Here is a 25,038-nt window from a genome sequence, read left to right as displayed (position 1 = left end):
CGACCAGCGGCAACCTGCGCCGCGAGGCGCGTGTCACCGACAGCGGGCCGCCTTGACCCACATCGACGATGAATCCCACCCCTAGCCAGGCGCCGACCACGCGCGCCGTTGCGGCCGACTGGTCCGTGTCCGCCGTCGTGGCCGGCTTTCTGGCCGTGCTGATTTCGTACGCGGGCCCGCTCGTGATCTTCTTCCAGGCGGCGCAAGCGGCCCACATGCCCGACGAGATGGTCGCGTCGTGGGTATGGGGCATCTCGATCGGCGCGGCCGTCTCCGGCATCTTCGCGAGCTGGAAGCTGAAAGTGCCGGTCGTGACCGCGTGGTCGGCGCCCGGCACCGCGCTGCTGGTCGGACTGTTTCCCGCGCTGACGCTGCATCAGGCGGTGGGCGCGTATCTGAGCGCCGCCGTGATCATTCTGCTGATCGGTATCTCGGGCTATTTCGACCGCATGGTGCGCAGCATTCCGAAGGGCATCGCCTGCGGGATGATGGCCGGCATTCTGCTGCAGTTCGGCACGCATGCGTTCAAGGCGGCGGCGTCGATGCCCGCGTTGGCGTTCGGCATGATCGGCGCGTACATCGTGTTCAGGCGCCTGCTGCCGCGCTATTGCATCGTGCTGGTGCTGTTGACGGGCACGATGCTCGCCATCGCGCTCGGCGCCGCGCACCTGGGCGCGCTGCCGCTGCAAGTCACGCGGCCGATCTTCATCCAACCCGAATGGACGCTGAGTTCGACGCTGAGTCTTGCGTTGCCGCTCGTGGTCGTCAGTCTGACCGGGCAGTTTCTGCCGGGGATGGCGATTCTGCGCGTGTCCGGCTATCACACGCCGGCCCGCCCGATCATCACCGCGACGAGCATCGCGTCGATCGGCGTGGCGTTTTTCGGTGGCATCACGATCGTGATCGCCGCGATCACGGCGGCGCTGTGCACCGGCAAGGATGCGCACGACGATCCGGACAAGCGCTATATCGCGGGCATTGCGAACGGCGTGTTCTATCTGATCGGCGGCACGTTCGCCGGCGCGATCGTCGCGCTGTTCACGATGCTGCCGAAGGAGTTCGTCGCGATTCTGGCGGGCCTCGCGTTGATCGGTGCGATCACGTCGAACGTGATGGGCGCGATCCAGGACGAAGACCATCGCGAGGCCTCCGTCATCACGTTTCTCGCGACCGCATCCGGTATGACGTTCCTCGGGCTCGGCTCCGCGTTCTGGGGCATCGTGATCGGCTCGTTCGCGTACCTCGTGCTGAACAAGGTGCGGCGCGAGACGGCGGCAAACCGATGACCAACCGATCGACTCAAGGCCGCGCCCCGAGCGCCTGATAGAGCGCGGCGGTATCGGCATAACGCTGCGCGGCGGCTTTGGTGCGATCGAGTCCGGTCTGCAATTCCTGACGCTGCGTATCGAGCAGTGTCAATTGACTGATGCCGCCCGCCGCATACCGCTGGCTGGCGATCCCTGCGCTGTGTTGTGCGCTGCGCTGCGCGGCGTCGAGTGCCTGCAATGCAATCGCGTCCTGATCGAGCGCGTGCAGCGCGTCGGCGACCTGTTGCAGTCCCTGCAGCACGGTTTGCTTGTAGACAGCGAGCGCCGCTTGCCAGGCCGCCTCCGACGAGCGCTTGCGCGCCAGCAGTTCACCGCCGTGGAACAGCGGCTGCGTGAGACCCGCACCGAAATTCCACACGTTGAAGCCCGTCAGCAGATCGGACACGTTGACGCGTTCGGTCGCCGCGCTGCCCGACAGCGTGATGCGCGGATACAGGTTCGCGGTCGCGACGCCTATGTTCGCACTCGCCTGATGCAGCAGCGCCTCGGACGCGCGGATATCGGGCCGCTGCCGCGCGAGCGTCGACGGCAAGGTCAGCGGCAGATCGGCCGGCAGCACTAGCGTGTCGAGGTCGAGCGCGGCGAGGTCGTGGGTGGTGGCCAATTCCGCCGGCGCGCGTCCCAGATAGATCGCGAGTTGATGATCGGTCTGTGCAAGCTGCGTGCTCAATGGCGGTAACGTCGCGCGGGTTTGCTGCACGAGCGTGCGCTGGCTCAGCAGATCGACCTCGGAGATGCCGCCCGCGCGATAGCGGCGTTCGGCGATATCGAGTTGCTGCATCTGGTTGGCGAGCAGCGCTTGGGTGAGGGTGATCTGCTGCGCAAGCGACGCGCGCCGGATCGACGCCGTCACGACGTTGCCGGCGACCGTCAAACGCGCGGCTTCGAGTTCGTATTGCTGATAGTCGACCTGCGCGGCCACCGCTTCGAGCGCGCGGCGATTCGCGCCGAACAGATCGAGCGTGTACGACACCGTGACCTGCGCGCTGTACAGCGTGAACGGCGCAAACGCGCGGCCCTGCGCGAGCTGACCGAAGCCGAGCGCCTCGGGATCGATTTTCTCGCGCGTGGTCGACAGGTTGGCATCGACTTGCGGCCATAGCGTGCCGCCCGCCTGCGCGCGATAGTCCTGCTGCGCTTCGTCGAGTTTCGCGCGGGCTTGCGCGAGAGTCGGGCTGTCGTCGAGCGCCTGCTGCACGAGCGCGTTCAGCACCGGCGAGCCGAAGGCGCGCCACCAGCCGTCGCCGGGTACGTCTGTCGGCACGAAGTGTTGGGCGGCGCCGCCGGGACCATCGGCTGCGACGGTGCTTGCCGCGAGCGGCGCGGCGGTATAGCTCGACACGCTGGTCACGTCGGGTCGATGGAAAGCCGGGCCGACGGTGCACGCGCACAATGCCGCGCTTGCGCAGAAGCCGGCGAGCCGGCGCATGGCGGAACGCTGGGACCAACAAGCCGCGCGATGAAAAGCCACGTCATGAAAGCCAGGAGCGGAACACATTGCAGGCCTTCCTCAATCGAGCGTGCGCCGATAGAACTTCACGGCGATACCCATTACGACGAACAGAAAGATCAGAAGCGGCCATACATGCGGCCACATGTCGGCCCAACCGACGCCCTTGAGCAGAATGCCGCGCACGAGCCGGTTGAAGTAGGTGAGCGGCAACAGGTTGCCGATGTACTGCGCCCACTTCGGCATGCCTGCGAACGGAAACATGAAACCCGACAGCAGGATGTTCGGCAGAAAATAGAACATCGTCAGTTGCATGGCCTGCAACTGGTTCTGTGCGAGCGACGACAGCGTAATGCCGATCGTCAGATTGGCCGCGACGAACAATAGAGCGGACAGATACAGCGCGATCAGACTGCCTTCGAACGGCACGTTGAACACGAAGCGCGCCGCCGCGAGAATGATGCTGACCTGCACCAGTCCGATCGCCACGTAAGGCACGATCTTGCCGGTCATCACTTCGAGCGGCAGTACCGGTGTGGCGAGCAGATTTTCCATCGTGCCGCGCTCGCGTTCGCGCGTGATCGCGAGGCCGGTCATCATCACCATCGTCATCGTCAGAATCACGCCCATCAGGCCGGGCACCACGTTGTACTGGGTCAGGCTTTCGGGGTTGTAGAGCCGGTGCAACTGAACGTCGAAAGCGGCCGGGCCGACCGCGAGCGTCGACAGCGGACCCGTGAGGTCCTTCTGCAACACCGACTGCGCGATCGACGGCAGCGCGCCGAGCGCGGTGCCCACCGCGGTGGGGTCCGTCGCGTCGGCTTCGACGAGCAGCGATGGCCGTGCGCCCTTGGCCAGATTGCGCGTGAAACCGACGGGGATATTCAGCACGAACAGCACCTTGCCCTGCGCGAGCGCGCGGCGACCGGATTCTTCGTCGGGCAGCGTCGATACGATGTCGAAGTAATCGGAGTTGCGCATCGCCATCAGGAAACTGCGCGTGAACTCGCTGTGATCGGCGGCGATGACGGCGGTCGGCAGATGCTTGGGGTCGGTATTGATCGCGAAGCCGAACAGCGCCATCTGCATGATCGGCAGCACGATCATCATCGCAAACGTGATGCGGTCGCGCTTCAGTTGCAAAAACTCCTTGCGCACGACGCTCCACCAACGCATCAGCGAAAAGCGTGGAAGTCGGCGCGCGGAATTCACGATGCTTTGCCCGAAGGGGTGGCGTAATTGTCGGTCGAGCGGTTCATCATGAAGATGAACACGTCCTCGAGGCCGGTTTCCTGTCTTTCGATCCGCAACGCCGGGTCCGAATGAGCCAGCTGGTCGATCGTGGCGTGGAGTTCGGGCGTGTCCGGACCGCTCACGTGCAGCGACGAACCGAACGCCACCGTCTGCTCGACGCCGGGCGAGCGGCGCAGCCGGTCGCCGAGCTCGACGAGATTCTGGCCGTACACGGCCCACGTCACGAGCCCTTGCGAATCGATGACCTGTTTCGACGTGCCCTGCGCGAGCAGCTTGCCGTAGGCGATATAAGCGAGCTTGTGGCAGCGTTCCGCTTCGTCCATATAGTGCGTGCTGACGAGCACCGAGATGCCGCGCGCCGCGAGGCGATGCAACTCTTCCCAGAAGTCGCGGCGCGCGCTCGGGTCGACACCTGCGGTCGGTTCGTCGAGCAGCAGCAGTTCCGGCTCATGGAGCATGCACGCGGCCAGCGCGAGACGCTGCTTCCATCCGCCCGACAGTGCGCCGGCCAACTGCTTCGCACGGCTTTGAAGGCCAAGCTGTTCGAGCGCGCGATCGACCGCCTCGCGGCGGTTCTTCATCTCGTAGATGCGCGCGACGAAGTCGAGGTTTTCGCGGATCGTCAGATCTTCCCAATAGGAGAAGCGCTGCGTCATATAACCGGTGCGCCGCTTGATCTGCGCGCTGTCCCGCACGATGTCGTAGCCGAGACACGTGCCGCTGCCGGAGTCGGGCGTCAGCAGTCCGCACATCATGCGGATGCAGGTGGTCTTGCCGCTGCCGTTGGGGCCGAGAAAGCCGAAAATCTCACCGCGCTGCACGCGCATCGTGACATCGTTGACCACGTGCTTGGTGCCGAAATGCTTGTTCAGCCCCTGCACGTCGATCGCGTACACGGGGTCGCTGGCATTGCCGGGGGGCGCGGGCGCACTCATTGCAGCGTGACCGTGACGGGCTGGCCGGGCCGCAGCTTCGGCGCATCGGCGGTCTGGGGTCGGGCTTCGACCATGAACACGAGCTTCGCGCGGCTTTCGTTGCTGAAGATCACCGGCGGCGTGTACTCCGCCTGGTCCGAAATGAAGCTGAGCACGGCCGGCACATCGGCCGCGCAACCGTCGCAATGAATCGATACGCGACGGCCCGGCGCGAGCGAACCGACCACTCCCTGGGGCACGAAAAAGCGCACCTTGACGTTCTCCGGCGGCAGCATGCGCACGACGGGGCTGCCGGCCGGCACCCATTCGCCGCTGCGATACATCGTGTCGAACACGAGACCGGCGTGCGGCGCGTGCACGCTTTTCTGATCGAGCTTCCATTGGGCCTGGCCGAGCTGGGCCTGCGCAGCGTCGACCTGCGCCTGCTGCGCGCGGATCTGTTCGATCCGCCCAGGCAGCCGCGCGACGGCCAACTGGCTTTGCAACTCACGCACGTGCGCGGCGCTCGACAACGCGGTCGCGCGCGAGTCGTCAAGCTGGCTTTGCGCGATGCCGCCCGCGCCGAATTGCTGTTGGTCGCGGCGGAACTGCGTCGCGGCGCGCGCCGCATCGGCTTTGGCCTGCACGAGTTGCGCGCGCGTCACATCGACTTCCGGCGGACGCTTGCCGGTTCCAAGGTCGGCAAGCTGGGCGCGGGCCGAGCGCAGTTGCTCGCCCGCCTGCGCGACGGCGTCGGTTTCGTTCTGCGCTTCGAGCGCGAAGAGGGGCGTGTTCTGCGCGACGGTCTGCCCGCGCGAGACCGCGAGCTCGGTCAACTGTCCCGCCTGCGAAGACGCGAGGTACAGGAACTCGCCTTCCACATAGCCTTGCCACGTGTTCGCCGGTGGTCGCGAACAGCTTGCGCACGCGATGCACAGAGCGAGCGACGCGGCACGTCTGGATGAGCTGGCGAACACGGTCATGACGGCTTCCCCTTCGCGCGGCGTGCGGTGGACGTCGCCCCGGTTCTGGCCTTGGCGTTGGTCTCGACCGCCGCGGTTGCGCTCATGCCCTGCGCGAGCAGCGCGACGACATGGCGTTCGAGCGTCGCGCGATCGAACGAGGTGCGCGGATTCAGGCGCTGCCAGATCCTCGCGGTTGCCTGCGGCAGCATCACGAGAGCGAGCACCGAGTTGAACAGCAGCAACGGTTCGAGCTGTGCGTTCAACTGACCCGACGCGCAGCCACGCGCGATGTTCTGACCGAACGCGGCGAGCTTTTGCACGGGGATGCGCGCAAACGCGCGCTCGCGCAGCAAACCGCCTTCGTTGACGATCTCGCGCAGCCAGAGCGAAGGCAGCCACGGCATGGTTTCGGTGACATCGAACATGCGCCTGACGATGCCTTGCGTCAGCGCGAGCGGTTCGTCGTGTTCGGGATCGACCGGGTCCCAGATCGCGCCGAACGCGGCGACGAGCCTTTCCTCGAACAACGCGTCGAGCAGCTTTTCGCGCGTCTGGAACCAGTAGTGCACCATCGCGGACGTCACGCCGCTCGCCGCGGCGATCTGCGCAACCGTCGTGTTGGCGATACCGCGCTCGGCGAACAGCGCCACCGCGACATCGAGCAGATGTTCGCGTGCGTCGAAGTCCTGCGGATGAGGACGGCGACCCATTCGGGAGCGGGCGGCTTGCGGCATGGAAACTAGACTAATTGATGAGTTAGTTAGTTTTAACTCATTGATACTAGGATATTTTCCGGTCTGGCGAAGGAGGGGAAATCCCTGGCGGCGGCCGGCCTTTATTCTCTCGTTGATCCGCGTCAGGAAACGCGCCACATCACTGCCTGGGTAGCTTCGCTTTCGCCGTTCCGCCCGACGCGAAGCTGACAATGGACGGCAGCTGGCATCCCCGCGCGAAGCGCATTTTCGCCGGAAATTTCTATACTTTCTCTAGCGCACACCCGGCACGATCCAGCCCGTACGACCCAAACGAATTCACGTCAACGAAACGAACGAATCGAAGCGAACCCGCGGCGCGGCCCTCACGGCTCACGCGCGATTCGTATGAGGAGGGAGACATGGCACATTCCGCATCCGCCGCGCCGGCGAAGGAAGGCCACGGCGAAGCCTCGCCGGCGCTGCCAGCGCTCGCGCTGGCAGCGCTCGGCGTGGTCTATGGCGACATCGGCACGAGCCCGCTCTATACGCTCGCCACCGTGTTCGATCCCAGCAACGGTCTCACGCTCAACGCTTTCAATATCGTCGGCATCGTCTCGCTGATCTTCTGGTCGCTGATGATCGTCGTTTCGCTCAAGTACGTCGTCTTGATCCTGCGGGCGAATAATCATGGCGAAGGGGGCATCATGGCGCTGCTCGCGCTCGCGGCGTCGTCGATCGCGTCGCGGCCGCGTTTGCGTCGCGGCCTCCTCGTGGTGGGCGTGATGGGCGCGGCGCTGTTCTTCGGCGATAGCGTGATCACGCCGGCCATTTCCGTGCTGAGCGCCGTGGAAGGGCTCGAAGTCGTCGAGCCCGCACTCAAGACCTATGTGATTCCAGTGACGCTCGCCGCGCTCATCATTCTGTTCGTCACGCAAAAGCACGGCACGGGCGGCATCGGCGCCGTGTTCGGGCCCGTGATGGTGCTCTGGTTCGTCGTGATCGGCGTGGCGGGCGTCGCGAACATCATGGCCGCGCCGGTCGTGCTGTATGCGCTCAATCCGCTGGAAGGGCTCGGCTTCGTCATGCGCCACCGCTGGCTCGCGTTCGTCGCGCTCGGCGCGGTGGTGCTCTCGCTGACGGGCGCCGAGGCGCTCTACGCCGACATGGGCCATTTCGGCAAGCGACCCATCCGCCTTACCTGGTTCGGCGTCGTTTTCCCCGCGCTCGCGCTCAACTATCTGGGCCAGGGCGCGCTGCTGCTGGCGAACCCCGGCGCGGTGCAAAACCCGTTCTACCGCCTGTTCCCGCAGTGGGCCATCGTGCCGATGATCGTGCTGGCGACGATCGCCACCGTGATCGCCTCGCAGGCCGTTATTTCGGGCACCTATTCGATGACGATGCAGGCCATGCAGCTTTCCTTCCTGCCGCGCATGAACATCGTGCATACGTCGGAGCGCGAGATCGGGCAAATCTACGTGCCCGGCATCAACTGGATCCTGTTGATCGCCGTGGTTGGGGCGGTGTTGGGCTTTCGCTCGTCCACGGCGCTCGGGTCCGCGTATGGCATCGCCGTGACCGGCACGATGCTCATCACCACGTTCCTGACGTTCTTCGTCGTGCATTACGCGTGGCGCTACAACTGGCTGCTGTGCCTGCTGTCCACCGCGTTCTTCTTCGTGATCGACGCGTTGTTCTTCTCGGCGAATCTGCTCAAGATCGTCGATGGAGGCTGGTTCCCGCTCGTGATCGGCGCGATCGTGTTCACGGTGATGGCGACGTGGGGACGCGGCTGGGAAATGATGATGGCCGAAGCGCGCGTGCGGGCGGGAAAGACGCCGCTCAAGCCGTACCTCGCTGCGCTGCTCGAAAGTTCGCCGACGCGCGTGGGCGGCACGGCGATCTTCCTGACGCCGGACGCCGAAGCGGTGCCGCACGCGCTCGTCAACAACCTGCGGCACAACCGTGTGCTGCATGAGCGCACGGTTTTCCTAAGCGTAATAACGAAGAACGTGCCGTGGGTGGCCGAAACCGAGCGCGTGCAGATCAGGCCGCTGTGCACGGGTTGCTGGCACGCAACGGTGAAGTACGGATTCAAGGACGAAGTGGACTTGCCGCGCACGCTGGCCGCCTACAAATCGCCGGAACTGGCCTTCAACCTGGACGACACATCGTGGTTCCTGAGCCGCGCGGCCGTCGTGCCCAAACGCGGCCACGGCATGGCGCTATGGCGCGAGCGGCTTTTCGCGGTGATGCTGCACAACGTGGGCAATATCGCGGCGTTCTTCAAACTGCCGGCCAATCGCGTGATCGAAGTCGGCGCGCGCGTGGAGATCTAGAGCGCGCCGTTCAGCACGGACGGTGAACGAGCATTGATCAAAGCACGCCGATAGACATCGCACGTCTCGGCCCCTCCGACATCCCAGGTTCGAAACTTGCTGCCAAGGAGCAGCCCGCCGTTCGAATCGAACCAGGAGACATGTCATGGGAGACGAAACTCACCAGAATCACAAATTCGACCGCCGCCGCTTTCTTGCGGGCATGGCCGCAGTGGCCGGCAGCGTTGCGCTGCCGGGTTGCGGCGGCGGCGGATCGGATGTAAGCGACGGATCGGGGGCGAACGGCGGCGGCGACCCCGCGCGCTCGATTACCGACATTCCCTCGCCCGACGCCGCCGACCGCTATAGCCTGCCGCGCCCGGCATTGCCCGCGCCGACCAGCTCGGGCATCGACTTCATCGTGCTCGTCACGATGGAAAATCGTTCGTTCGACCATTTCCTCGGCTGGGTGCCGGGCGCCGAGGGCAGGCCCGCGAACCAGCAGTTCAAGGACGCGTTCGGCGCGACGCAAACGCCGTTTTCGCTCGCGGCGATTTCCGCGTACGGCTATCAGGCGTGCGCCTCCGTGGACCCCAATCACGGCTTCGCAGGGGGCCGCACGCAACTGGCTTCGGGTGCGATGAATGGCTGGCTGCTCACGCCGGGCACGAGCCTGCACCAGGGCGACCTGCTGCCTATTGGTTACTACACCTCGGCCGATCTGCCATTCTTCAAAGCCGTGGCGAGCAGCTACACGATCGGCGATTTCTACTTCAGCGGCATCCTGACCAGCACGTTTCCCAATCGCCTCTACCTGCATAGCGGTGCGACGGACCGGCTCGATGACCGCACCGATACGTCCTCGCTCGCGACGATCTGGGACAAGCTGAGCGACGCGAATGTCGATTGCAACTACTACTACCACGACGTGCCGTTCACGGCGCTTTATGGCACGAAGTATCTCGGCATTTCGCGCCCATTCGCGGAGTTCCTGTTGAATGCGTCGACGGGGACGCTGCCGTCATTCTGCATGGTCGAGCCGTCTTTCACGGGCGAGCCCGAAGGCGTTTCCACCGACGATCATCCGCATGCGGACATCCGCGATGGCGAGGCGTTTCTCGGCCAGGTCTACGAGGCGCTGCGCACGAGCCCGACATGGAGCCGCACGCTGATGATCATCGTCTATGACGAATGGGGCGGGTTTCTGGAGCACGTGGTGCCGCCCACCAGGCCGATCAGCAACAGCGAGCTCACACTCGGCAACGACGGCAAGCTCGGCTTTCGCGTGCCGCTCGCGCTGCTTGGCCCGCGCGTGCGCGCGAACTCGATCACGCGCTATCCGTTCGACCCCAGCTCGATTCACGCGCTGCTGCAATGGCGCTTTGGTCTGCAGCCGCTCGGCGTGCGCGGCAGCGATCCGGCGACGGTCAATCTCGCCTACGCGCTCGATTTCACCGACGCGCCGCGCACCGACGCCCCAAAGTTCACGATCGCCCAAGGGCCGTTCGCCGGCGCGTGCCTGGGGGCGATCGCGCCTGCGCCGTCCAGCTCGGTATCGGCGATCGATCAGTCGCAAAAGCTGGCGATCAACCCGACGGCGGACCGCTTCGCGGATCTGCGCGCGAAGGCGGCGTCACTAGGATTCCGGACCGGAGGCTAAGCTGGGTTTCCGCTTAAAATGAGCGGGCCGCAAGCGGGCGCCGGACCGGGCCGCGCTGGATTCTGAATGGCAGCGCGCACGGCGGGATGCACGGCCTGATGAAGGCTCATGCCTTGAGCGCAGTTTGCTGAGAAACGCTTGCGCGCGACATCGTTTTGCGAAGCGGGTCCCGCACTTGCTGGCGAGACCGTCTCGAAACCCCGCGGTTGCGTGCAGCATGTCATCGGCGCGCGCGGCGGGCCGCCTACGTCGACGTCACCGCGTCGTCCTCAACGGGTCCGCCGATGCCATTTCGTTACGATCTTCCCGTTTGGTGTTCCCGCGAGCGGACGTACCGCCGCGTTGTAGCCAACGTGGCCGCCGCGCTGGCGCTCGCCGCAAGCACCAGCGTCATTGCGCAATCCGCGCCGACGGTCACCCAGACCCAGCCGGCCGTGCCGGCCGTTACGCTGCCCGCATCGGCCGCCGCCGCGAATGCCGCCAGCAGCGCGGCGGACCGGCACGTCGAAAACACGGATCACGCGCAGCCGTCGCCGGTCGTGCCGACGCCGCCGTCCGAGCTGTACGGCGAACTGTATCGTGACGTCGAACTCGCGCATCTTTACCCGGACAGCAAGACGTTTGCCGATATGTCGCCAAGCGAGCCGCCGACCGAGGTCATCGCCGACTACGACAGCCAGCGTTCTCAGCCGCGCTTCGACCTGAAACAGTTTGTCGAACAGCGCTTCACGCTGCCCCCGCGCGCGCCGAAGCGCTACGCGTCCGATCCCAACGAGAGCGTCACCGCGCACATCGATACGCTGTGGAGCGTGCTGCGTCGCGAACCAGATGCGAGCGCGAGCCCGTACTCGTCGCTGTTGCCGCTGCCGTCGCCGTACATCGTGCCGGGCGACCGCTTCGACGAGATCTACTACTGGGATTCGTACTTCATCCTGCTGGGGCTCGACGCTAGCGGCCAGCACGCGCTCGTCGACGACGAGCTGAACAATTTCTCGACCTTGATCGACCGCTATGGCCACATCCCCAACGGCAATCGCACGTATTACCTGAGCCGTTCGCAGCCGCCGTTCTTCGCGCAGATGGTGCAGCTCGTCGCGCGGAAGGAGGGCGATCAGGTCTACGCCCGCTATCTGCCCGAGCTGCGCCGTGAATACGCGTACTGGATGGCCGGCAGCGACCATCTCGCGCCGGGCAACGCGGCGCACCATCTCGTGCGCCTCGCCGACGGCACGCTGCTCAATCGCTACTGGGACGAGCGCGCGGCGCCGCGTGACGAGTCGTACCGCGAGGATGTGATGACGGCGCAGCAGATACCGCAACGCGATGAGCAGGATTTGTGGCGCAACCTGCGCGCGGGCGGCGAAACCGGCTGGGACTTCAGCTCGCGCTGGTTTGCCGACGGCAGGACGCTCGCGACCATCGACGTGACCTCGCTGGTGCCAGTGGACCTGAACTGCCTGATGGTTGACCTCGAACGCACGCTCGCGAAAGCCTACCGTGTGACCGGCGATGCAGGCCACGCCGAGAATCTCGAACTACGCGCCCGGGTGCGCGCCGATGCGATCCGCCGGGTGCTGTGGGATCCGCAACTGCACGCTTTCGGCGACTACGACTTCGTGCACCGCACGCCCACGCACCGGCTTACCGCCGCGACGGTGTACCCGCTTTACGCCGGCGTCGCGACACGCAACGACGCGCGGGAAGTGGCGCAGACGATCCGGCGCGATCTGCTGCGTCCGGGCGGTCTCGCGACGACGCGGACCAACACCGGCCAGCAGTGGGACGAACCGAACGGCTGGGCGCCGCTGCAGTACCTCGCGGTGATCGGGCTGCGCCGCTATAGCGAGCCGGAGCTCGCGCGCGATATCGCGACGCGCTGGATCCGCACCGACGTCGCGTACTACCAGCGCACCGGCAAGCTGGTCGAGAAGTACGACGTCGACGCGAGCGGCAAGTCGGCGGGGGGCGGCGAGTATCCGCTGCAGGACGGCTTTGGCTGGACCAATGGCGTGCTGCGCGTGCTGATGCAGCTCTATCCGGATGCGGTGAGTTCGACGCGGCCGGCCGATCTGCCTGGCGGTGCGGTGGGGGTGTCGGATGCGGCGGCATCGGCGGCGACCGCGCCGCAGACGTCGCACAGCACGTCGCCCGCTGGCCACTAGTTGCAAAGGAGGCGCAGCCGGGCCCGCGCGTTCCGAAGAGGTAGTAGCGATACCAGGATGATGGGTTGACTGCCTGGCGGCGGCGCAGCCCGTTACGATGCTTTGGATAGCTCGAACAGACCCTGATCACCTTGGAAAGCCTCGAAGATGAATCGCAAGCTCGACGTACCATCGGCCGAACCGGTGCCACCGCAGGCGCAGGCCACGGCGACAGCCAAGGCCGCCCCGCCGGCTGGCGATGAAGCCGCCGCGCATTGGCAGCGCAATCTGTGCGTGTGCGTGTTCGGCTCGTTCACGACCATCGTCGCCATGACGCTGCTGCTGCCGTTCCTGCCGCTCTACGTCGAGCAGCTCGGCGTAAAGGATCATGCGGCGATCGTGCAGTGGTCCGGCGCCGCGTTCGGCGCGACCTTCTTCAGCGCCGCGCTCGTCGCGCCCCTGTGGGGCAAGCTCGCGGACCTCTACGGCCGCAAGCTGATGCTGATCCGCTCGAGCCTCGGCATGGCGGTCGCGATGTCGCTGATCGGCATGGCGCACTCGGCGTGGCAACTGGTCGCGTTGCGGCTGCTCGCCGGGTTGCTCGGCGGCTATGCGTCGGGCTCGATGATCCTCGTCGCGACGCAGACGCCGAAGGCTCGTTCGGGCTGGGCGCTCGGCGTGCTGTCGTCGGGGATCATGGCGGGCAATCTGGTCGGCCCGCTGATCGGCGGCTTCCTGCCGCCGCTGATCGGCATCCGCGCGACCTTTTGGGCCTCGGGCGCGGCGATCTTCGTCGCCTTTCTCGCGACGGCGTTCCTGATTCGCGAAATGCCGGTTCGCAAGCGCGCGGACGGCGCGCCGAAGCAGGGCGCGTGGGCCTCGGTGGACGACAAGCGGCCGGCCATCGCGATGCTTGCCACGGGTCTGCTGCTGATGGTCGCAAACATGTCGATCGAGCCGATCATCACCGTCTACGTCGCCCAGCTCACGAAGCCTCAAAGCGTGACGATGGTCGCGGGCTTCGTGATGTCGGGCGCGGCGCTCGGCAGCGTGATCTCGTCGTCGCGTCTCGGCAAGTTCGCCGATCGCGCCGGGCACTGGAATGTGATCGTCGGCTGCCTCGCCGTATCGGCGGTGTTGCTCGTTCCGCAGGCGTTCGTCACCGCGAGCTGGCAGCTGATCGTGCTGCGTTTTCTGATGGGGATGGCACTGGGCGGCCTGCTGCCGTGCATCGCGAGCGTGATCCGCCATAGCGTGCCGGCGAGCGTGACGGGCGCGATCCTTGGGTACTCGGTGTCGTCGCAATACGCGGGGCAGGTGGCTGGCCCGTTGCTGGGCGGTTTCGTCGGCGGACACGTCGGCATGCGCGCGGTGTTTCTCGGCACCAGCGTGCTGATGGCGCTCGGCGCGCTCGCGAACTGGCGCGTGAAGTCGGGCAGGGCACGGGCAGCGGCGGTGCGCTGATACAAGCCACGTCGGCGGTCAACACGTTTGCCATTCCGGCGCAAACACCTGTCCCCTGGGCGACCAGCGCCCGCGTAAACCCCAGCGCGCGGCTAGCCAGAACCCGCTTTGCTCCTTTTTTTATTCATGCTACTGTGAATCGCAGTTCGTCAGGCTATGCAAATTTACATTGCGACCAGCCGAGGCGGAGCGGGGGTGGCCTGACGTCGCCTCTGCGCCGGACGCACCCCAACGTGTAATCCCGACCAAGGAGAAAGCGCGGTGACGCAGGTTCCGATCGACCGTAGCAGCATCGTTTCCGCGCGCGCTTTGTCCCACCCACGTCTGTTCCCGGTGAAATGGTTCGTCAGGGCGGGCGTCGCGCTCATCTATCTGTTCATGCTGAGCCCGCTGATCTTTGTGATCTGGCTGAGCTTCTTCAAGGACGCGATCATCACGTTCCCGCCGTCCGGCTACACGCTGTCGTGGTACGTCAACGCATGGCGTAACGACGCGTTCGCGAACGGCTTCGTGCTGTCGCTGAAGCTCGCGGCCGGCGCCGCGATCGGCGGCGTGGTGCTCGGTGTCGCCGCCTCGCTCGCACTTGCGCGCTACCGGTTTGCTGGGCGTCGCCTCGTCAGCAACACGCTGCTGCTGCCATTAGTCGTGCCTGGGATCGTCGCCGGCATTGCGACCTATCTGTTCTATCTGCGCGCCGAGAATGCGCTCGACACCGACATCGTCGGCACATTCGGCGGCCTGCTGCTCGCGCATATCTGCCTGACGATCCCATGGACGATCCGGCTCGTCACCGCGAGTCTGGGCCAGCTCGACACCACCGTCGAGGAGGCGGCGCGCAATCTCGGCGCCGGTGCGTGGCGCACGCTGTGGCGCGTCACGTTGCCGATGCTGCGGCCGGCGATCGTCGCGTCCACGCTGTTCGGCTTCATCGTCTCGTTCGAGAACCTCGAGATGACCTTGCCGCTCGTCGGCCCCGGCAAGACGACGTTGCCGATCGCGATCATGCAGTACCTCGAATTCAATCTCGACCCAACCATCGCGGCGGTATCGGCCGCGCAGATCGTGCTGCTTGGCATCGTGATGCTGATCACCGATCGTTTCGTGAAGCTCGGCAAGGTGATCTGATCATGGCTCAGGTATCTCTGCGCAATCTGCGCAAGCAGTACGGTTCGACGACCGCGGTCGCCGACGTGTCGTTCGATATCGCCGAAGGCGAGCTGGTTGCATTTCTCGGCCCAAGCGGCTGCGGCAAGACGACGACGCTGCGCATGGTCGCGGGCTTCGTCGAGCCGAGCGACGGCGAAATCTGGATCGGCAACACCGAGGTTACGCGGCTCGCACCCGACAAGCGCAATACCGGCATGGTGTTTCAGCGCTACGCGTTGTTTCCGCACATGACCGTTGCGCAGAACGTCGCGTTCGGTCTGGAAATGCGGCGTGTACCGAAGGCGGAGCGCGACACGCGCATTCGCGAGGCGCTCGACATGGTGCGGCTGAGCTCGCTCGCCGAACGCTATCCCAGACAGTTGTCCGGCGGCCAGCAGCAGCGCGTCGCGATTGCGCGCGCGCTCGCGATCCGGCCCGACGTGTTTCTGCTCGACGAGCCGTTGTCGAACCTCGACGCGAAGCTGCGCGTCGAGGTTCGAGAAGAAATTCGCGCGCTCCAGCAGCGTCTCGGTCTCACGACGATCTTCGTCACGCACGATCAGGAGGAAGCACTTGCGATGGCGGACCGCGTGGCCGTCATGCACGACGGACGCGTGCAGCAGATCGGCAGCGCGGACGCGTTGTACGAGCGGCCCGCCAACCCGTTCGTCGCGAGCTTCCTGGGCCGCATGAATTTCCTCGCGGGCCACGTCGACAACGGCCAATTCATCACGGCGAACGGCGAAAGGATCACGGTCAACGCCGCCGCGCGCAATGCCAACACGCTCGGCATCCGACCCGAGCGCCTGCGTCTCGCCGCGGCGCCCGAGCACAGCGAAGCGTCGATCCCGGTCCGGCTGGCCGACCGGATCTATCTCGGCGCGACCGTCGAATTGCGCCTCACGAGCGAGCGTGGCCAGAGCCTCGTCGCGCTCGTGCCGAACACCGCGCATGCCGGTGCCGGCGCATGGTTGCCGGGCGACACGCTGCACGCGTGCTTCAGAACCGAAGATTGCCTGCTTTTTTCCGCCTGAAGGACCATAAAATGAGCTATCCCATCACGCGCCGCACGTTTCTGAAAGCTGCCTCCGGTCTGCTCGTCGCTCCGTCGCTCGGTTTCGATCCGCGCGCGGCGCTGGCGGCCGACGCTTGCCCCAACGTAGTCGTCGGCACGTGGGGCGGCGATTATCTGAACCTGCTCGAACAGAACATCGGCAAGCCGATCATCGAGGCCGCTGGCGGTCGCGTCACGTACGACTCGGCGGATCAGATCGGCCGCATGACGAAATTGCGCGCGGAGAAGATGTCGCGCCACGGTTCGCTCGACGTCGCCTGTCTCGCCGACATCGACATGTTCGACGTCAACCGCTCGGGGGTGCTCGAACCGCTCGACACGAAACTGGTGCCGAACTCGGCGCGCACGATCGAAGCGCTGCGCCGCCCGTATTCGATTCCGCACATCTTCAGTGCGATGGTGATCGTCTACAACCCGGAGAAGTTTCAGGCGAAACCCGATTCGCTCGCGGTCGCGCTCGATCCGAAACTGAAGGGACGGGTGGGTTTTTCCGACATTCTGTACAACTTCAACGTGCTGCAGTCTTCGCTCGCGGCGGGCCAGCACAATGGCGACACGGCGGCCGGCATCCAGTTTCTGCGCGAGGTGCGCAAGCAGCAGCCGAAGGTCTATCCGTCGAACGAAACGGTCGCGGCGGCGCTGAAAAGCGGCGAAATCTGGATGACCTGCATGTGGAAAGCGCGCGCGCTGCAGTGGAAAAAAGGCGGCGTGCCGGTCGACTACGCATTCCCGAAAGAGGGCGGCGTGCCGGTCACGTTCGAGGCCGCCGTGCCGAAGAACGCGCCGACGCGTGCGTGCGGCTTCAACTATCTGAACGCGATGCTCGATCCGCGCGCGCAGGTCGGCTTCGCCGAGACGATGGGCTATGCGCCGACCGTCACCGATGCGGCCTTGCCGCCGACGCTGCAACAGAGCGTCGGCTTCACGAATGCCGAGCTCGATCGCCTCGTCAAAGTCGACTACGCGCGTTTCACCGCGGAAAAACCGGCGCTGCTCGACTTCTGGAACAAGGAATTCAAGCCGGGACTTTGAACCATGACGACGAGCGCACTGAATGCCGCGCCGCGGCGCCGCGACTTCGCCGGGGGCCTGCTCGCTTCGCCCGCCGTGTTGGTCGTGCTATTCGTGATCGTGCTGCCAGGCGTGCAACTGGTGCGCTACAGCTTCAATCATTTCGACTCGGTCCAGATGATGCAGGCGGCGTTCACGCTCGAGAACTACGTCCAGTTTCTGACCGATCCGTACTACCACGCGGTGCTGTGGACCACGATCAAGGTGGCCGCGCTGTGCACGGCACTGTCGCTCGTACTCGGTTTTCCGGTCGCCTATGTGCTTGCTAAAACACAGAGCCGCTTCAAGAGCCAACTGGTGATGCTGCTGGTGTTTCCGCTGCTGGTCGGCAACGTCGTGCGCGCGGCGGGTTGGATGGTCATGCTCGGCAACGCGGGTTTCGTCAATGCGATGCTGATGGCGCTCGGCCTCGTCGATCAACCGGTGCGGCTGCTGTATACGCCGTTCGCGGTGGTGGCCGGCACCACCGCCGTGGTTCTGCCGTACATGATCCTGACCTTGCAGAGCGTGCTCGAAGGCCTCGATTTCTCGATCGAGGAAGCCGCGCGCAATCTCGGCGCGAGCTTCGCTCAGACGCTCGCGCGCGTCGTGCTGCCGATCGCGGCGCCCGGCGTCGCGGCCGGCACGATGCTCGTGTTCATTCTGTGCATGAACGCGTACGCGACACCGGTGCTGCTCGGCGGCACCGGCATCACGATGATGACGCCCGCGATCTACGACCAGATCGCCAAGGCGAACAACTGGCCGTTCGGGGCCGTGCTATCGATCGTATCGATGGTCGTCACGTTTGCGCTGGCGCTGTTGTCGCACTGGATCATCCAGCGGCGCTACGCGAAGACGATGATGACCTGAACTGGCAGGCGCGCCGCGCGCTGGTGTGTGGGATGCGCCTCTCCTTAATTCTTCTTCCTGAAGGAACAACAGATGCCGATCCTCACCGACAAGACTCGCGCTTACCGTCACGACCTGATGCAAAAACTGATGGAACGTCAGCGAGTCGATGCGCTGATCTTCACGTCCGCCGACTTCTTCCAGTGGGCGACCAATTTCCACGTCGACGTACAGACCTGGGAGCGGCCGATCGCCGTGTGCGTGCCGCTGTCGGGCGAGCCGTTCGCGATCATGAACGAGCTGTCGACGCATCACGTGATGATGGCGCGCGAGCGCGGACATCTGTGGCTCGACGATATCTCGTTCTACTCGGAGCATCCGCGCGTGGTCGAGCGGCAGCCGCTACTCGCGGAAGTCCCGGAACTGATCGCCGGGCGTTTGCGTGCCGCCGGCCTTGGCGCATCGCGAATCGGCGTCGAAGCCGCCGGCGGTCCGCTCGGCCGCGCGGCGTCGCTGCTGCCGGACGCGAAGTTCCTGCCGATGCTCGCCGAGCTGCGCTCGTTGCGCTGGGTCAAGCACCAGGAGGAGATTGCCATCATGCGGGCCGCCGCAAGCCTCGCCGATTGGGTGCAGGACCGCTATCGCGAGAACATTCGCCCCGGACGGCTCGTTCAGGAACTCGACTATCAGATGGCCACCCTGATGGTGACCGAAGGCGCGCGCCGCTTTCCTGGGGAGAACCTCGAAGTGATGCGTTGCTGGACCTTGTCGGGACCGGCATCGGCGTCGCCGCACGGCGACGGTGCGTCGTGCGGCGCGCAGATCAAGGCGGGCGACGGGCTCGTCAATATCGTGATTCCGCGTTTGAACGGTCTCGTGATCGAGAACGAGCGCACCTGGTTCTGCGGCAAACCGAGCGCCGAGCAGGCGCGTTTTCATGAGGTCGCGCGCGCGGCCAACGAGGCGGCCGTCGCGGCGGCCGTCACGGGTCAGCCGGTTTCGGGTATCGACGCGGCCGCGCAGGCGGTGATCGAGCAGGCCGGCTGCGCGAAGCACATCCGTCATCGCACGGGGCATGGCATGGGCATCATCGGTCACGAGTATCCGGACGACATGGCGTTCAATCACCGCGCGCTGCTGGACAACGAGGTGTACTCGGCGGAGCCCGGCATCTATGTGTACGGCCTCGGCGGTTTCCGGCTCGACGATTCGGTCGTGACCGGCCCGACGCCGGAGCTGCTCACGAAGACCCCGCGCACGCTCGCGCACGCGACGATCGATTGAGTCGCGCAGCGCGCGACACCCTTCAACGTTGGAGATGACCCGGATCTTGTACCGGGAGGAGACATGATGGAGTCGATTCTGTTCTCGCACTGCGCGCTGCTCGATCCGGCTGCCGGCGAATTGCGTGAGGACCACGCGGTGCTGGTGGAAAACGGACGCATCAAGGAAGTTTCGGACCGGCCGATCCGCAGCGCGTCCGCGCGCGAAATCGATGTGCGCGGCAAGACGCTGATGCCTGGCCTGATCGATTTGCACGTGCACGTGCATGCGACGCAGCTCAATCTCGCGGCACAGGTGAACTTGCCGAACGTGCTGGTCACGCTGAAGTCGTTGCCGTTGTTGCAAGGCATGCTTCGGCGTGGCTTCACGACAGTGCGCGATGCGGGCGGCGCGGGCTTCGCGCTCAAACAGGCGTTGGAACAGGGGCTCGCCGAAGGTCCGCGCCTGTTCGTCTCGGGCCGCGCGATCAGCCAGACCGGCGGACACGGCGACATGCGCGGCCGCAGCGACTACATCGGCACCGATAGCCCATGCGCGTGTTGCGCGCGGGTCGGCGCGATATCGCGTGTCGCCGACGGCGTCGATGCCGTGCGTCGCGCGGTGCGTGAAGAGCTGCAAATGGGCGCCGACCAGATCAAGATCATGGCCTCGGGCGGCGTCGCCTCGCCCACCGATCCGGTCGGCGCATGGGGCTATTCGGAAGACGAGATCAGGGCGATCGTGCACGAGGCGCGGGCGCGCGGCACCTACGTGCTCGCGCATGCGTACACGGCCGAGGCGATCGCGCGCGCGGTACGCTGCGGCGTTCGGACGATCGAGCACGGCAATCTGGTCGACGAAGCGGCTGCGCGGGTGATGGCCGAGCACGGCGCGTTCGCGGTGCCGACGCTCGTCACCTACGACGCGCTCGCGAACGAAGGCGAAGCGCTCGGCCTGCCCGCCGACAGCGTCGCGAAGATCGGGAGCGTGCGCCAGGCGGGCCTGCGTTCGCTCGAAATCTTCCGCGCGGCAGGCGTGCCGATGGGCTTCGGTAGCGATCTGCTCGGCGAATCGCAGCGTCTGCAAAGCGATGAATTCCGCTTGCGCAGCGAAGTGCTGACGCCGCTCGAGATCCTGCGCAGCGCGACCGTGGTCGGCGCTCAGGTGCTCGGCCAGGTCGGGCAGCTCGGGCAGATCACGGCAGGCGCGCACGCCGACATGCTTGTCGTCGACGGCAATCCGCTTGCGTCGCTCGACTGTCTGTTGGGGCAGGGCGAGCGCATTCCGGTCGTGATGAAGGGCGGTAAAATCCATGCCTTTGTTTTGCCGGCGTGACATGCGGAGCGCTCCCTTGCGAGCGAGGTTGACAACGGGGAGCGCCGGCGGCCCATGCAATCCGGAGAGAACGGATGGACTTTCGGCACATCGACGCATTCAGGGCGCTGATGCTCACGCGCACGACGACCCGCGCCGCGCAGGTCATCGGCACTTCGCAGTCGGGCATCAGCCGCCTGATTACCGATCTGGAGCGCTCGACCAGTCTCACGCTGTTCGATCGCAGCCGCGGCCGGCTCGAACCGACCGTCGAAGCCCTGGCGCTGTTCGAGGAAGTCGAGCGGCGCTATGCCGGCCTGGACAACATCCGCGAGTTCGCGCTGAGCTTGCGCAATCCGTCGACCGCGGTGATCCGCGTGGGCTCGGTCGTATCTTTCGGGCTCGGCTACTTCGCGCGCGTCGTGGCGAACTTTCATCGCCGGCATCCGGCCGTGCAGATTGCGTTGACGACCGGGGCATCGTCGCTGATTCGCGATCAGGTGGTGTCGCGTCAACTCGCGCTCGGTCTCGTCACGAATACGGTCGACGTGACCGGCACCGATTCGACCGCCTTCGCGCAGCTCGACGCGATCTGCGCGTTGCCGGCCGGTCATCCGCTGGGCAAGCGCAAGGTCATCAAGGTGGCGGATCTGCGGAATCAGCCGATCGTGTCGTACGATCTGCCGGACCTCGTGCGCTGGGGCATGGATCAGGTGTTCGCGACCGGTCAGCTGCAATCGCAGGTGGTGGCGACCGCGCCGTATTCGGTCAACATCGCGACGATGGTCAAGGAAGGCCTCGGCATCGGTTTGCTGCATCCGGTGTCGGCGTACGATTTTCTCGACTCGAATCTGATCTTGCGCCGCTTCGAGCACGCGATGCCTTTCTACACGCTGAAGATCACGCCGCATGGCGCCGCGCCGGCTCCGCATCTCGACGAATTGTCGAAAGTGATGGAGGAGACGCTCGAAGAAGTGCTGGCGGCCGTGAATACGCGCTTGACGGCAGCGAGCTGACCGATTGCCGCTTCGCGGCGGTAGCGGCGTTCCCCACCTGTCCAATGAAATACAGATCGGGCCACCGAGGCCTGACGTCGTCTGTTGCGGCTTCTTTTCGAAACGCATTTCTCCTGGAGCGAGTGTATGAATCACATCAACGAGCCACGCCGCCGTTTTCTTCGATCCACGGGGACGCTCGTCGCCGCCTCCGCGCTGGGTCCAATCGCGTTGAAAGCCAACGCGGCCGGTGCGTGTTCCGGTCAAGTGGTGGTCGGCACGTGGGGAGGCGACTATCAACGCCTGCTGCAACAGAACATCGATTCGCTCGTAACGCCCAGCGGTGACGTTGTCATTTATTCCGTCGGCAGTGCGCTCGCGCGGCAGACCACGATGCGCGCCGAAGCACACGGCCGGCGCAGCACGATGGACGTCGCGTTGCTGCGCGATAACGACATGTTCCAGATGTACTCCGAAGGCACGACCGCGAAACTCGACGATGCGCTGCTGCCAAACCTTGCCAACGTGATTCCGCAATTTCGCCGCAGCTACGCGGTGCCGCACATCTTCAGCGCGCTCGTGCTCGTCTACGACACGGACAGGGTGCGCACACGGCCGGACGGACTCGCCGCGCTGCTGGACCCTCGATTCAAGGGAAAAATCGGTCTGGTCGATGATCAGTATGACTATCTGACGCTCGCGGGCGCGCTCGCCTCGGGCGGACAAGCGAACGATCTCGCGCTCGGGCAGAAGTATTTGCGCGCACTGCGCGAGGCATCGCCGCGAGTGTATCCGTCGGTCGATGCGCTGGCGTCGGCGCTCAAGAGCGGCGAGATCGTCGTGACCGTCACGTGGAAGGCGCGCACGCTGCAGTGGAAAAAGGCGGGCCTCGCGGTCGATTACGTGTTCCCGAAGGAGGGAGCGTTGCCGGCCACGTTCGAGGCCGCCGTCACCGCGGGCAGTAAATCGTCCGCCTGCGCGTTTCCCTATCTGAATGCGATGCTCGATCCGCGTTCCCAGCGCGCGTTCGCCGAATCGATGGGCTATGCGCCGACGATCGCGAATGCGAACCTGCCGCCGTCGTTGCAACAGGCGGTGGGCTTCTCGGGCAAGGAGCTGGAGCGGATCGTGCCGGTCGACTTCGCGATGCTGATGAAACACAAGACGGAAATGCTCGACTTCTGGAACAAGGATTTCCGCGCTGGACTTTGATTCTGGCGCTGAGGCTCCGCATTTTTCTGGCTGCATGACCTGAACACATGATCATTCTGACCAACAACGAAGGTAAATCCGGCATCGGCTTGACCGCGGAGCTGCTGCGAAATGGCGGTGCCGGGCTCGACGCGGTCGAGGCGGGCATCCGGCTCGTCGAAGATGACGAGGAGGTGCGCACCGTAGGGCGCGGCGGCTGGCCGAATCTGCTCGGCGAAGTCGAGCTCGATGCGTCGGTGATGGATGGCTCGACGCTGCGCACTGGCGCGGTCGGCGGCCTGAAGGGGTTCAGGCATCCGGTCAGCGTCGCCCGCGCGGTGATGGAACGGCTGCCGCATGAGCTGCTGATCGGCGAGGGCGCCGCGCGCTATGCGGCCGAAACGGGCGCGGAGCGGTGCGAGCTGCTCGCCGATCACTCGCGCAAAGCGTATGCGCGCTGGTTTGACAGCGAAGTCAGCGCGGCCGACAAGGCCGCGTGGCCGAACGTGCCGCTCGAACGGTACTGCCATGACGCGGTCGATCCGGAGATCGGCAAGGACACGACCGTTTTTCTAGCACTGGACAGCGCGCGCAATGTCGTGAGCGGCACGAGTACGTCGGGATGGGGTTGGAAATATCCGGGTCGTCTCGGCGACAGTCCCGTGATCGGCGCGGGTTCCTATGCCGATAGCCGTTACGGCGCCTGCGCATGCACGGGCGCGGGCGAGATGACGATCCGCGCCGGCACGGCGCGCGCGGTGGTGCTCTACATGAAGATGGGGATGAGCGTCGAGCGCGCGGTCAGCGAGGCCGTCGACGATATGCGCGCGCTCAAGGGCGGCTTGATCAGCCGTGTGACGATTCATGCGATCGATGCCGCGGACAATCATCGCGTGGTGGCGGTCAATGGCTTGCCGGGCAATCACTACTGGGTGTGGACGCCCGGCATGGCGCAACCGGAACGCCGTGCTTGCGAGCTGATCCAGATCTCGGCGGGCGCGCCGCAGAACAAGCGGATTGCGATGCAGGTTTATACCGACGTGTGAGGGCGACGCGCACTGGTGAATCAGCGGTATTCCCGCAGCGGCACCTAAGACGTCCGCTGCCCCCCCGCAATCACCCGCTCCAACGACAGCTTCAGGTGACGCTGCATCGCCGCTTGCGCCTGAATCGGATCATGCGCTTCCAGCGCTTCCAGAATCACGAGATGTTCGTCGGGCACGGCGCCCCACGTCGTCTCGTTCTCGAAGTGGCCGCGCAGCTTTTCCGACAGCGGACTATGCCGCGCATCGAATAGCGAGCTGACGGTGCGCACGAGCACCTCATTGCCGGACATTTGCGCGATCGCGAGATGGAACGCGCGATCGGCCGCGACCGGAATTCTGCCGGCCTTTACTTCGCGCTCCATCTCGTTGTAGATGGCGCGCAGCATCTTCAGGTCTTTCGGTTTGCAGAACGGTGCGACGCTCGCGATGATCGAGCCTTCGATCAGGCAGCGCGCGCCGAGGATGTCGAGCAGGCTATCGCCGAGTTCGGCCTGCGACAGCGACGCATCACTCTGCGCGGACGGCGTCGCGCACAGATAGACGCCCGAGCCCATGCGAATCTCGACGAGCCCTTCCAGTTCCAGCGCGACCAGCGCCTCGCGCACCGACGGCCGCGACACGCCGAGCGTCTCCGCCAGCGCGCGCTCGGACGGCAGACGGCCGTTCGGCGCGAAGTCCGGCTGAGCGATCAGATCGCGCAATTTTTCCGCGATCTGAAGATAGAGGCGGCGAGTGTCGGCAGGTCTGGTGGTCACGAAACGATTCCCGGCGATGTAGCTTGTGCAAGCCCATAAGGCGAGCGCCGATTGTAGTTCGAAGCGCCCGGCGCGCAAATCGTGCGCGCTCGGCGGCGCGGCGACAGCGTTCGGGGTTTCCCCAACTTCGTGCGAATTGGCTTGACCAGTATCGCACTCGCCGTT

Annotated in this window: 20 protein-coding genes; 14 read left to right on the top strand and 6 right to left on the bottom strand. The window is 65.4% G+C overall.

The genetic code is table 11. The annotated features are described in order from the left end of the window. Nucleotides 1–68 precede the first annotated feature (68 nt). Nucleotides 69–1,286 (top strand): benzoate/H(+) symporter BenE family transporter, encoded by a 1,218-nt coding sequence (locus tag OKW45_RS36310; RefSeq protein WP_429473626.1) that lies wholly within the window; start codon nt 69–71, stop codon nt 1,284–1,286. Between the two features lie 13 nt (nt 1,287–1,299). Here OKW45_RS36310 and OKW45_RS36305 read toward each other — a convergent pair whose 3' ends face one another. The 5 genes from OKW45_RS36305 to OKW45_RS36285 form a co-directional block, all read right to left on the bottom strand. Continuing rightward, nucleotides 1,300–2,757, bottom strand: coding sequence for an efflux transporter outer membrane subunit (locus tag OKW45_RS36305; protein WP_429473625.1), 1,458 nt, complete (start codon nt 2,755–2,757; stop codon nt 1,300–1,302). Between the two features lie 81 nt (nt 2,758–2,838). Beyond that, nucleotides 2,839–3,954: an ABC transporter permease gene (locus OKW45_RS36300; RefSeq protein WP_184005508.1), complete on the bottom strand. Its 1,116-nt coding sequence runs from the start codon at nt 3,952–3,954 to the stop codon at nt 2,839–2,841. Nucleotides 3,955–3,986: 32 nt separating this feature from the next. After that, nucleotides 3,987–4,967: an ABC transporter ATP-binding protein gene (locus OKW45_RS36295; protein WP_429473624.1), complete on the bottom strand. Its 981-nt coding sequence runs from the start codon at nt 4,965–4,967 to the stop codon at nt 3,987–3,989. After that, complete coding sequence (locus OKW45_RS36290) at nt 4,964–5,929, bottom strand: HlyD family secretion protein (protein ID WP_429473623.1); 966 nt, start codon at nt 5,927–5,929, stop codon at nt 4,964–4,966. The genes OKW45_RS36295 and OKW45_RS36290 overlap by 4 nt, the downstream gene beginning before the upstream one ends. Further along, nucleotides 5,926–6,621: a TetR/AcrR family transcriptional regulator gene (locus OKW45_RS36285; protein ID WP_018422590.1), complete on the bottom strand. Its 696-nt coding sequence runs from the start codon at nt 6,619–6,621 to the stop codon at nt 5,926–5,928. Before OKW45_RS36285 ends, OKW45_RS36290 begins: the two co-directional genes overlap by 4 nt. Before the next feature lie 404 nt (nt 6,622–7,025). Between OKW45_RS36285 and OKW45_RS36280 the strand changes: the two genes are divergently transcribed. The 13 genes from OKW45_RS36280 to OKW45_RS36220 all read left to right on the top strand — a co-directional run bounded on the left by OKW45_RS36280 (nt 7,026) and on the right by OKW45_RS36220 (nt 24,118). Next, nucleotides 7,026–8,942 carry a potassium transporter Kup gene (locus OKW45_RS36280; RefSeq protein WP_429473622.1) on the top strand — a complete coding sequence of 639 codons (1,917 nt, stop codon included), beginning with the start codon at nt 7,026–7,028 and terminating at the stop codon, nt 8,940–8,942. A gap of 145 nt (nt 8,943–9,087) precedes the next feature. Next, nucleotides 9,088–10,581, top strand: a complete 1,494-nt coding sequence (locus tag OKW45_RS36275) for an alkaline phosphatase family protein (protein ID WP_429473621.1) — start codon at nt 9,088–9,090, stop codon at nt 10,579–10,581. A gap of 353 nt (nt 10,582–10,934) precedes the next feature. Then, nucleotides 10,935–12,743 (top strand): alpha,alpha-trehalase TreA, encoded by a 1,809-nt coding sequence (treA, locus tag OKW45_RS36270; protein ID WP_429473620.1) that lies wholly within the window; start codon nt 10,935–10,937, stop codon nt 12,741–12,743. Between the two features lie 147 nt (nt 12,744–12,890). After that, nucleotides 12,891–14,186, top strand: a complete 1,296-nt coding sequence (locus OKW45_RS36265) for an MFS transporter (protein WP_429473619.1) — start codon at nt 12,891–12,893, stop codon at nt 14,184–14,186. Between the two features lie 261 nt (nt 14,187–14,447). Continuing rightward, the gene (locus OKW45_RS36260) at nt 14,448–15,311 is read left to right on the top strand and encodes an ABC transporter permease (RefSeq protein ID WP_429473618.1); all 864 of its coding nucleotides are present in this window, start codon (nt 14,448–14,450) and stop codon (nt 15,309–15,311) included. A 2-nt stretch (nt 15,312–15,313) separates the two neighbouring features. After that, nucleotides 15,314–16,366 carry an ABC transporter ATP-binding protein gene (locus OKW45_RS36255; RefSeq protein WP_018422584.1) on the top strand — a complete coding sequence of 351 codons (1,053 nt, stop codon included), beginning with the start codon at nt 15,314–15,316 and terminating at the stop codon, nt 16,364–16,366. An 11-nt stretch (nt 16,367–16,377) separates the two neighbouring features. Beyond that, nucleotides 16,378–17,439, top strand: a complete 1,062-nt coding sequence (locus OKW45_RS36250; protein WP_018422583.1) for an extracellular solute-binding protein — start codon at nt 16,378–16,380, stop codon at nt 17,437–17,439. Between the two features lie 3 nt (nt 17,440–17,442). Beyond that, a complete protein-coding gene (locus OKW45_RS36245; RefSeq protein ID WP_184005523.1) occupies nt 17,443–18,330 on the top strand; it encodes an ABC transporter permease in 888 nt (295 codons plus the stop codon). Between the two features lie 72 nt (nt 18,331–18,402). Continuing rightward, nucleotides 18,403–19,593 carry a M24 family metallopeptidase gene (locus tag OKW45_RS36240; protein WP_429473617.1) on the top strand — a complete coding sequence of 397 codons (1,191 nt, stop codon included), beginning with the start codon at nt 18,403–18,405 and terminating at the stop codon, nt 19,591–19,593. A 66-nt stretch (nt 19,594–19,659) separates the two neighbouring features. Continuing rightward, nucleotides 19,660–20,907 (top strand): metal-dependent hydrolase family protein, encoded by a 1,248-nt coding sequence (locus OKW45_RS36235; protein WP_429474027.1) that lies wholly within the window; start codon nt 19,660–19,662, stop codon nt 20,905–20,907. Between the two features lie 74 nt (nt 20,908–20,981). Next, nucleotides 20,982–21,902, top strand: a complete 921-nt coding sequence (locus OKW45_RS36230) for a LysR substrate-binding domain-containing protein (protein ID WP_090810843.1) — start codon at nt 20,982–20,984, stop codon at nt 21,900–21,902. Nucleotides 21,903–22,028: 126 nt separating this feature from the next. Next, nucleotides 22,029–23,093 carry an ABC transporter substrate-binding protein gene (locus OKW45_RS36225; RefSeq protein WP_429473616.1) on the top strand — a complete coding sequence of 355 codons (1,065 nt, stop codon included), beginning with the start codon at nt 22,029–22,031 and terminating at the stop codon, nt 23,091–23,093. A gap of 47 nt (nt 23,094–23,140) precedes the next feature. Next, nucleotides 23,141–24,118: a glycosylasparaginase gene (locus OKW45_RS36220; protein ID WP_429473615.1), complete on the top strand. Its 978-nt coding sequence runs from the start codon at nt 23,141–23,143 to the stop codon at nt 24,116–24,118. Nucleotides 24,119–24,162: 44 nt separating this feature from the next. Here OKW45_RS36220 and OKW45_RS36215 read toward each other — a convergent pair whose 3' ends face one another. Continuing rightward, on the bottom strand, nt 24,163–24,873 hold the full coding sequence (locus OKW45_RS36215; RefSeq protein ID WP_429473614.1) for a FadR/GntR family transcriptional regulator: 711 nt from the start codon (nt 24,871–24,873) through the stop codon (nt 24,163–24,165). Nucleotides 24,874–25,038: the final 165 nt, after the last annotated feature.

Source organism: Paraburkholderia lebeckiae (assembly GCF_050436225.1).
GTDB lineage: Bacteria > Pseudomonadota > Gammaproteobacteria > Burkholderiales > Burkholderiaceae > Paraburkholderia > Paraburkholderia tuberum.
Note: the sequence above shows the minus strand (reverse complement) of the source record. Positions and strands in the feature narration are given on the sequence as shown.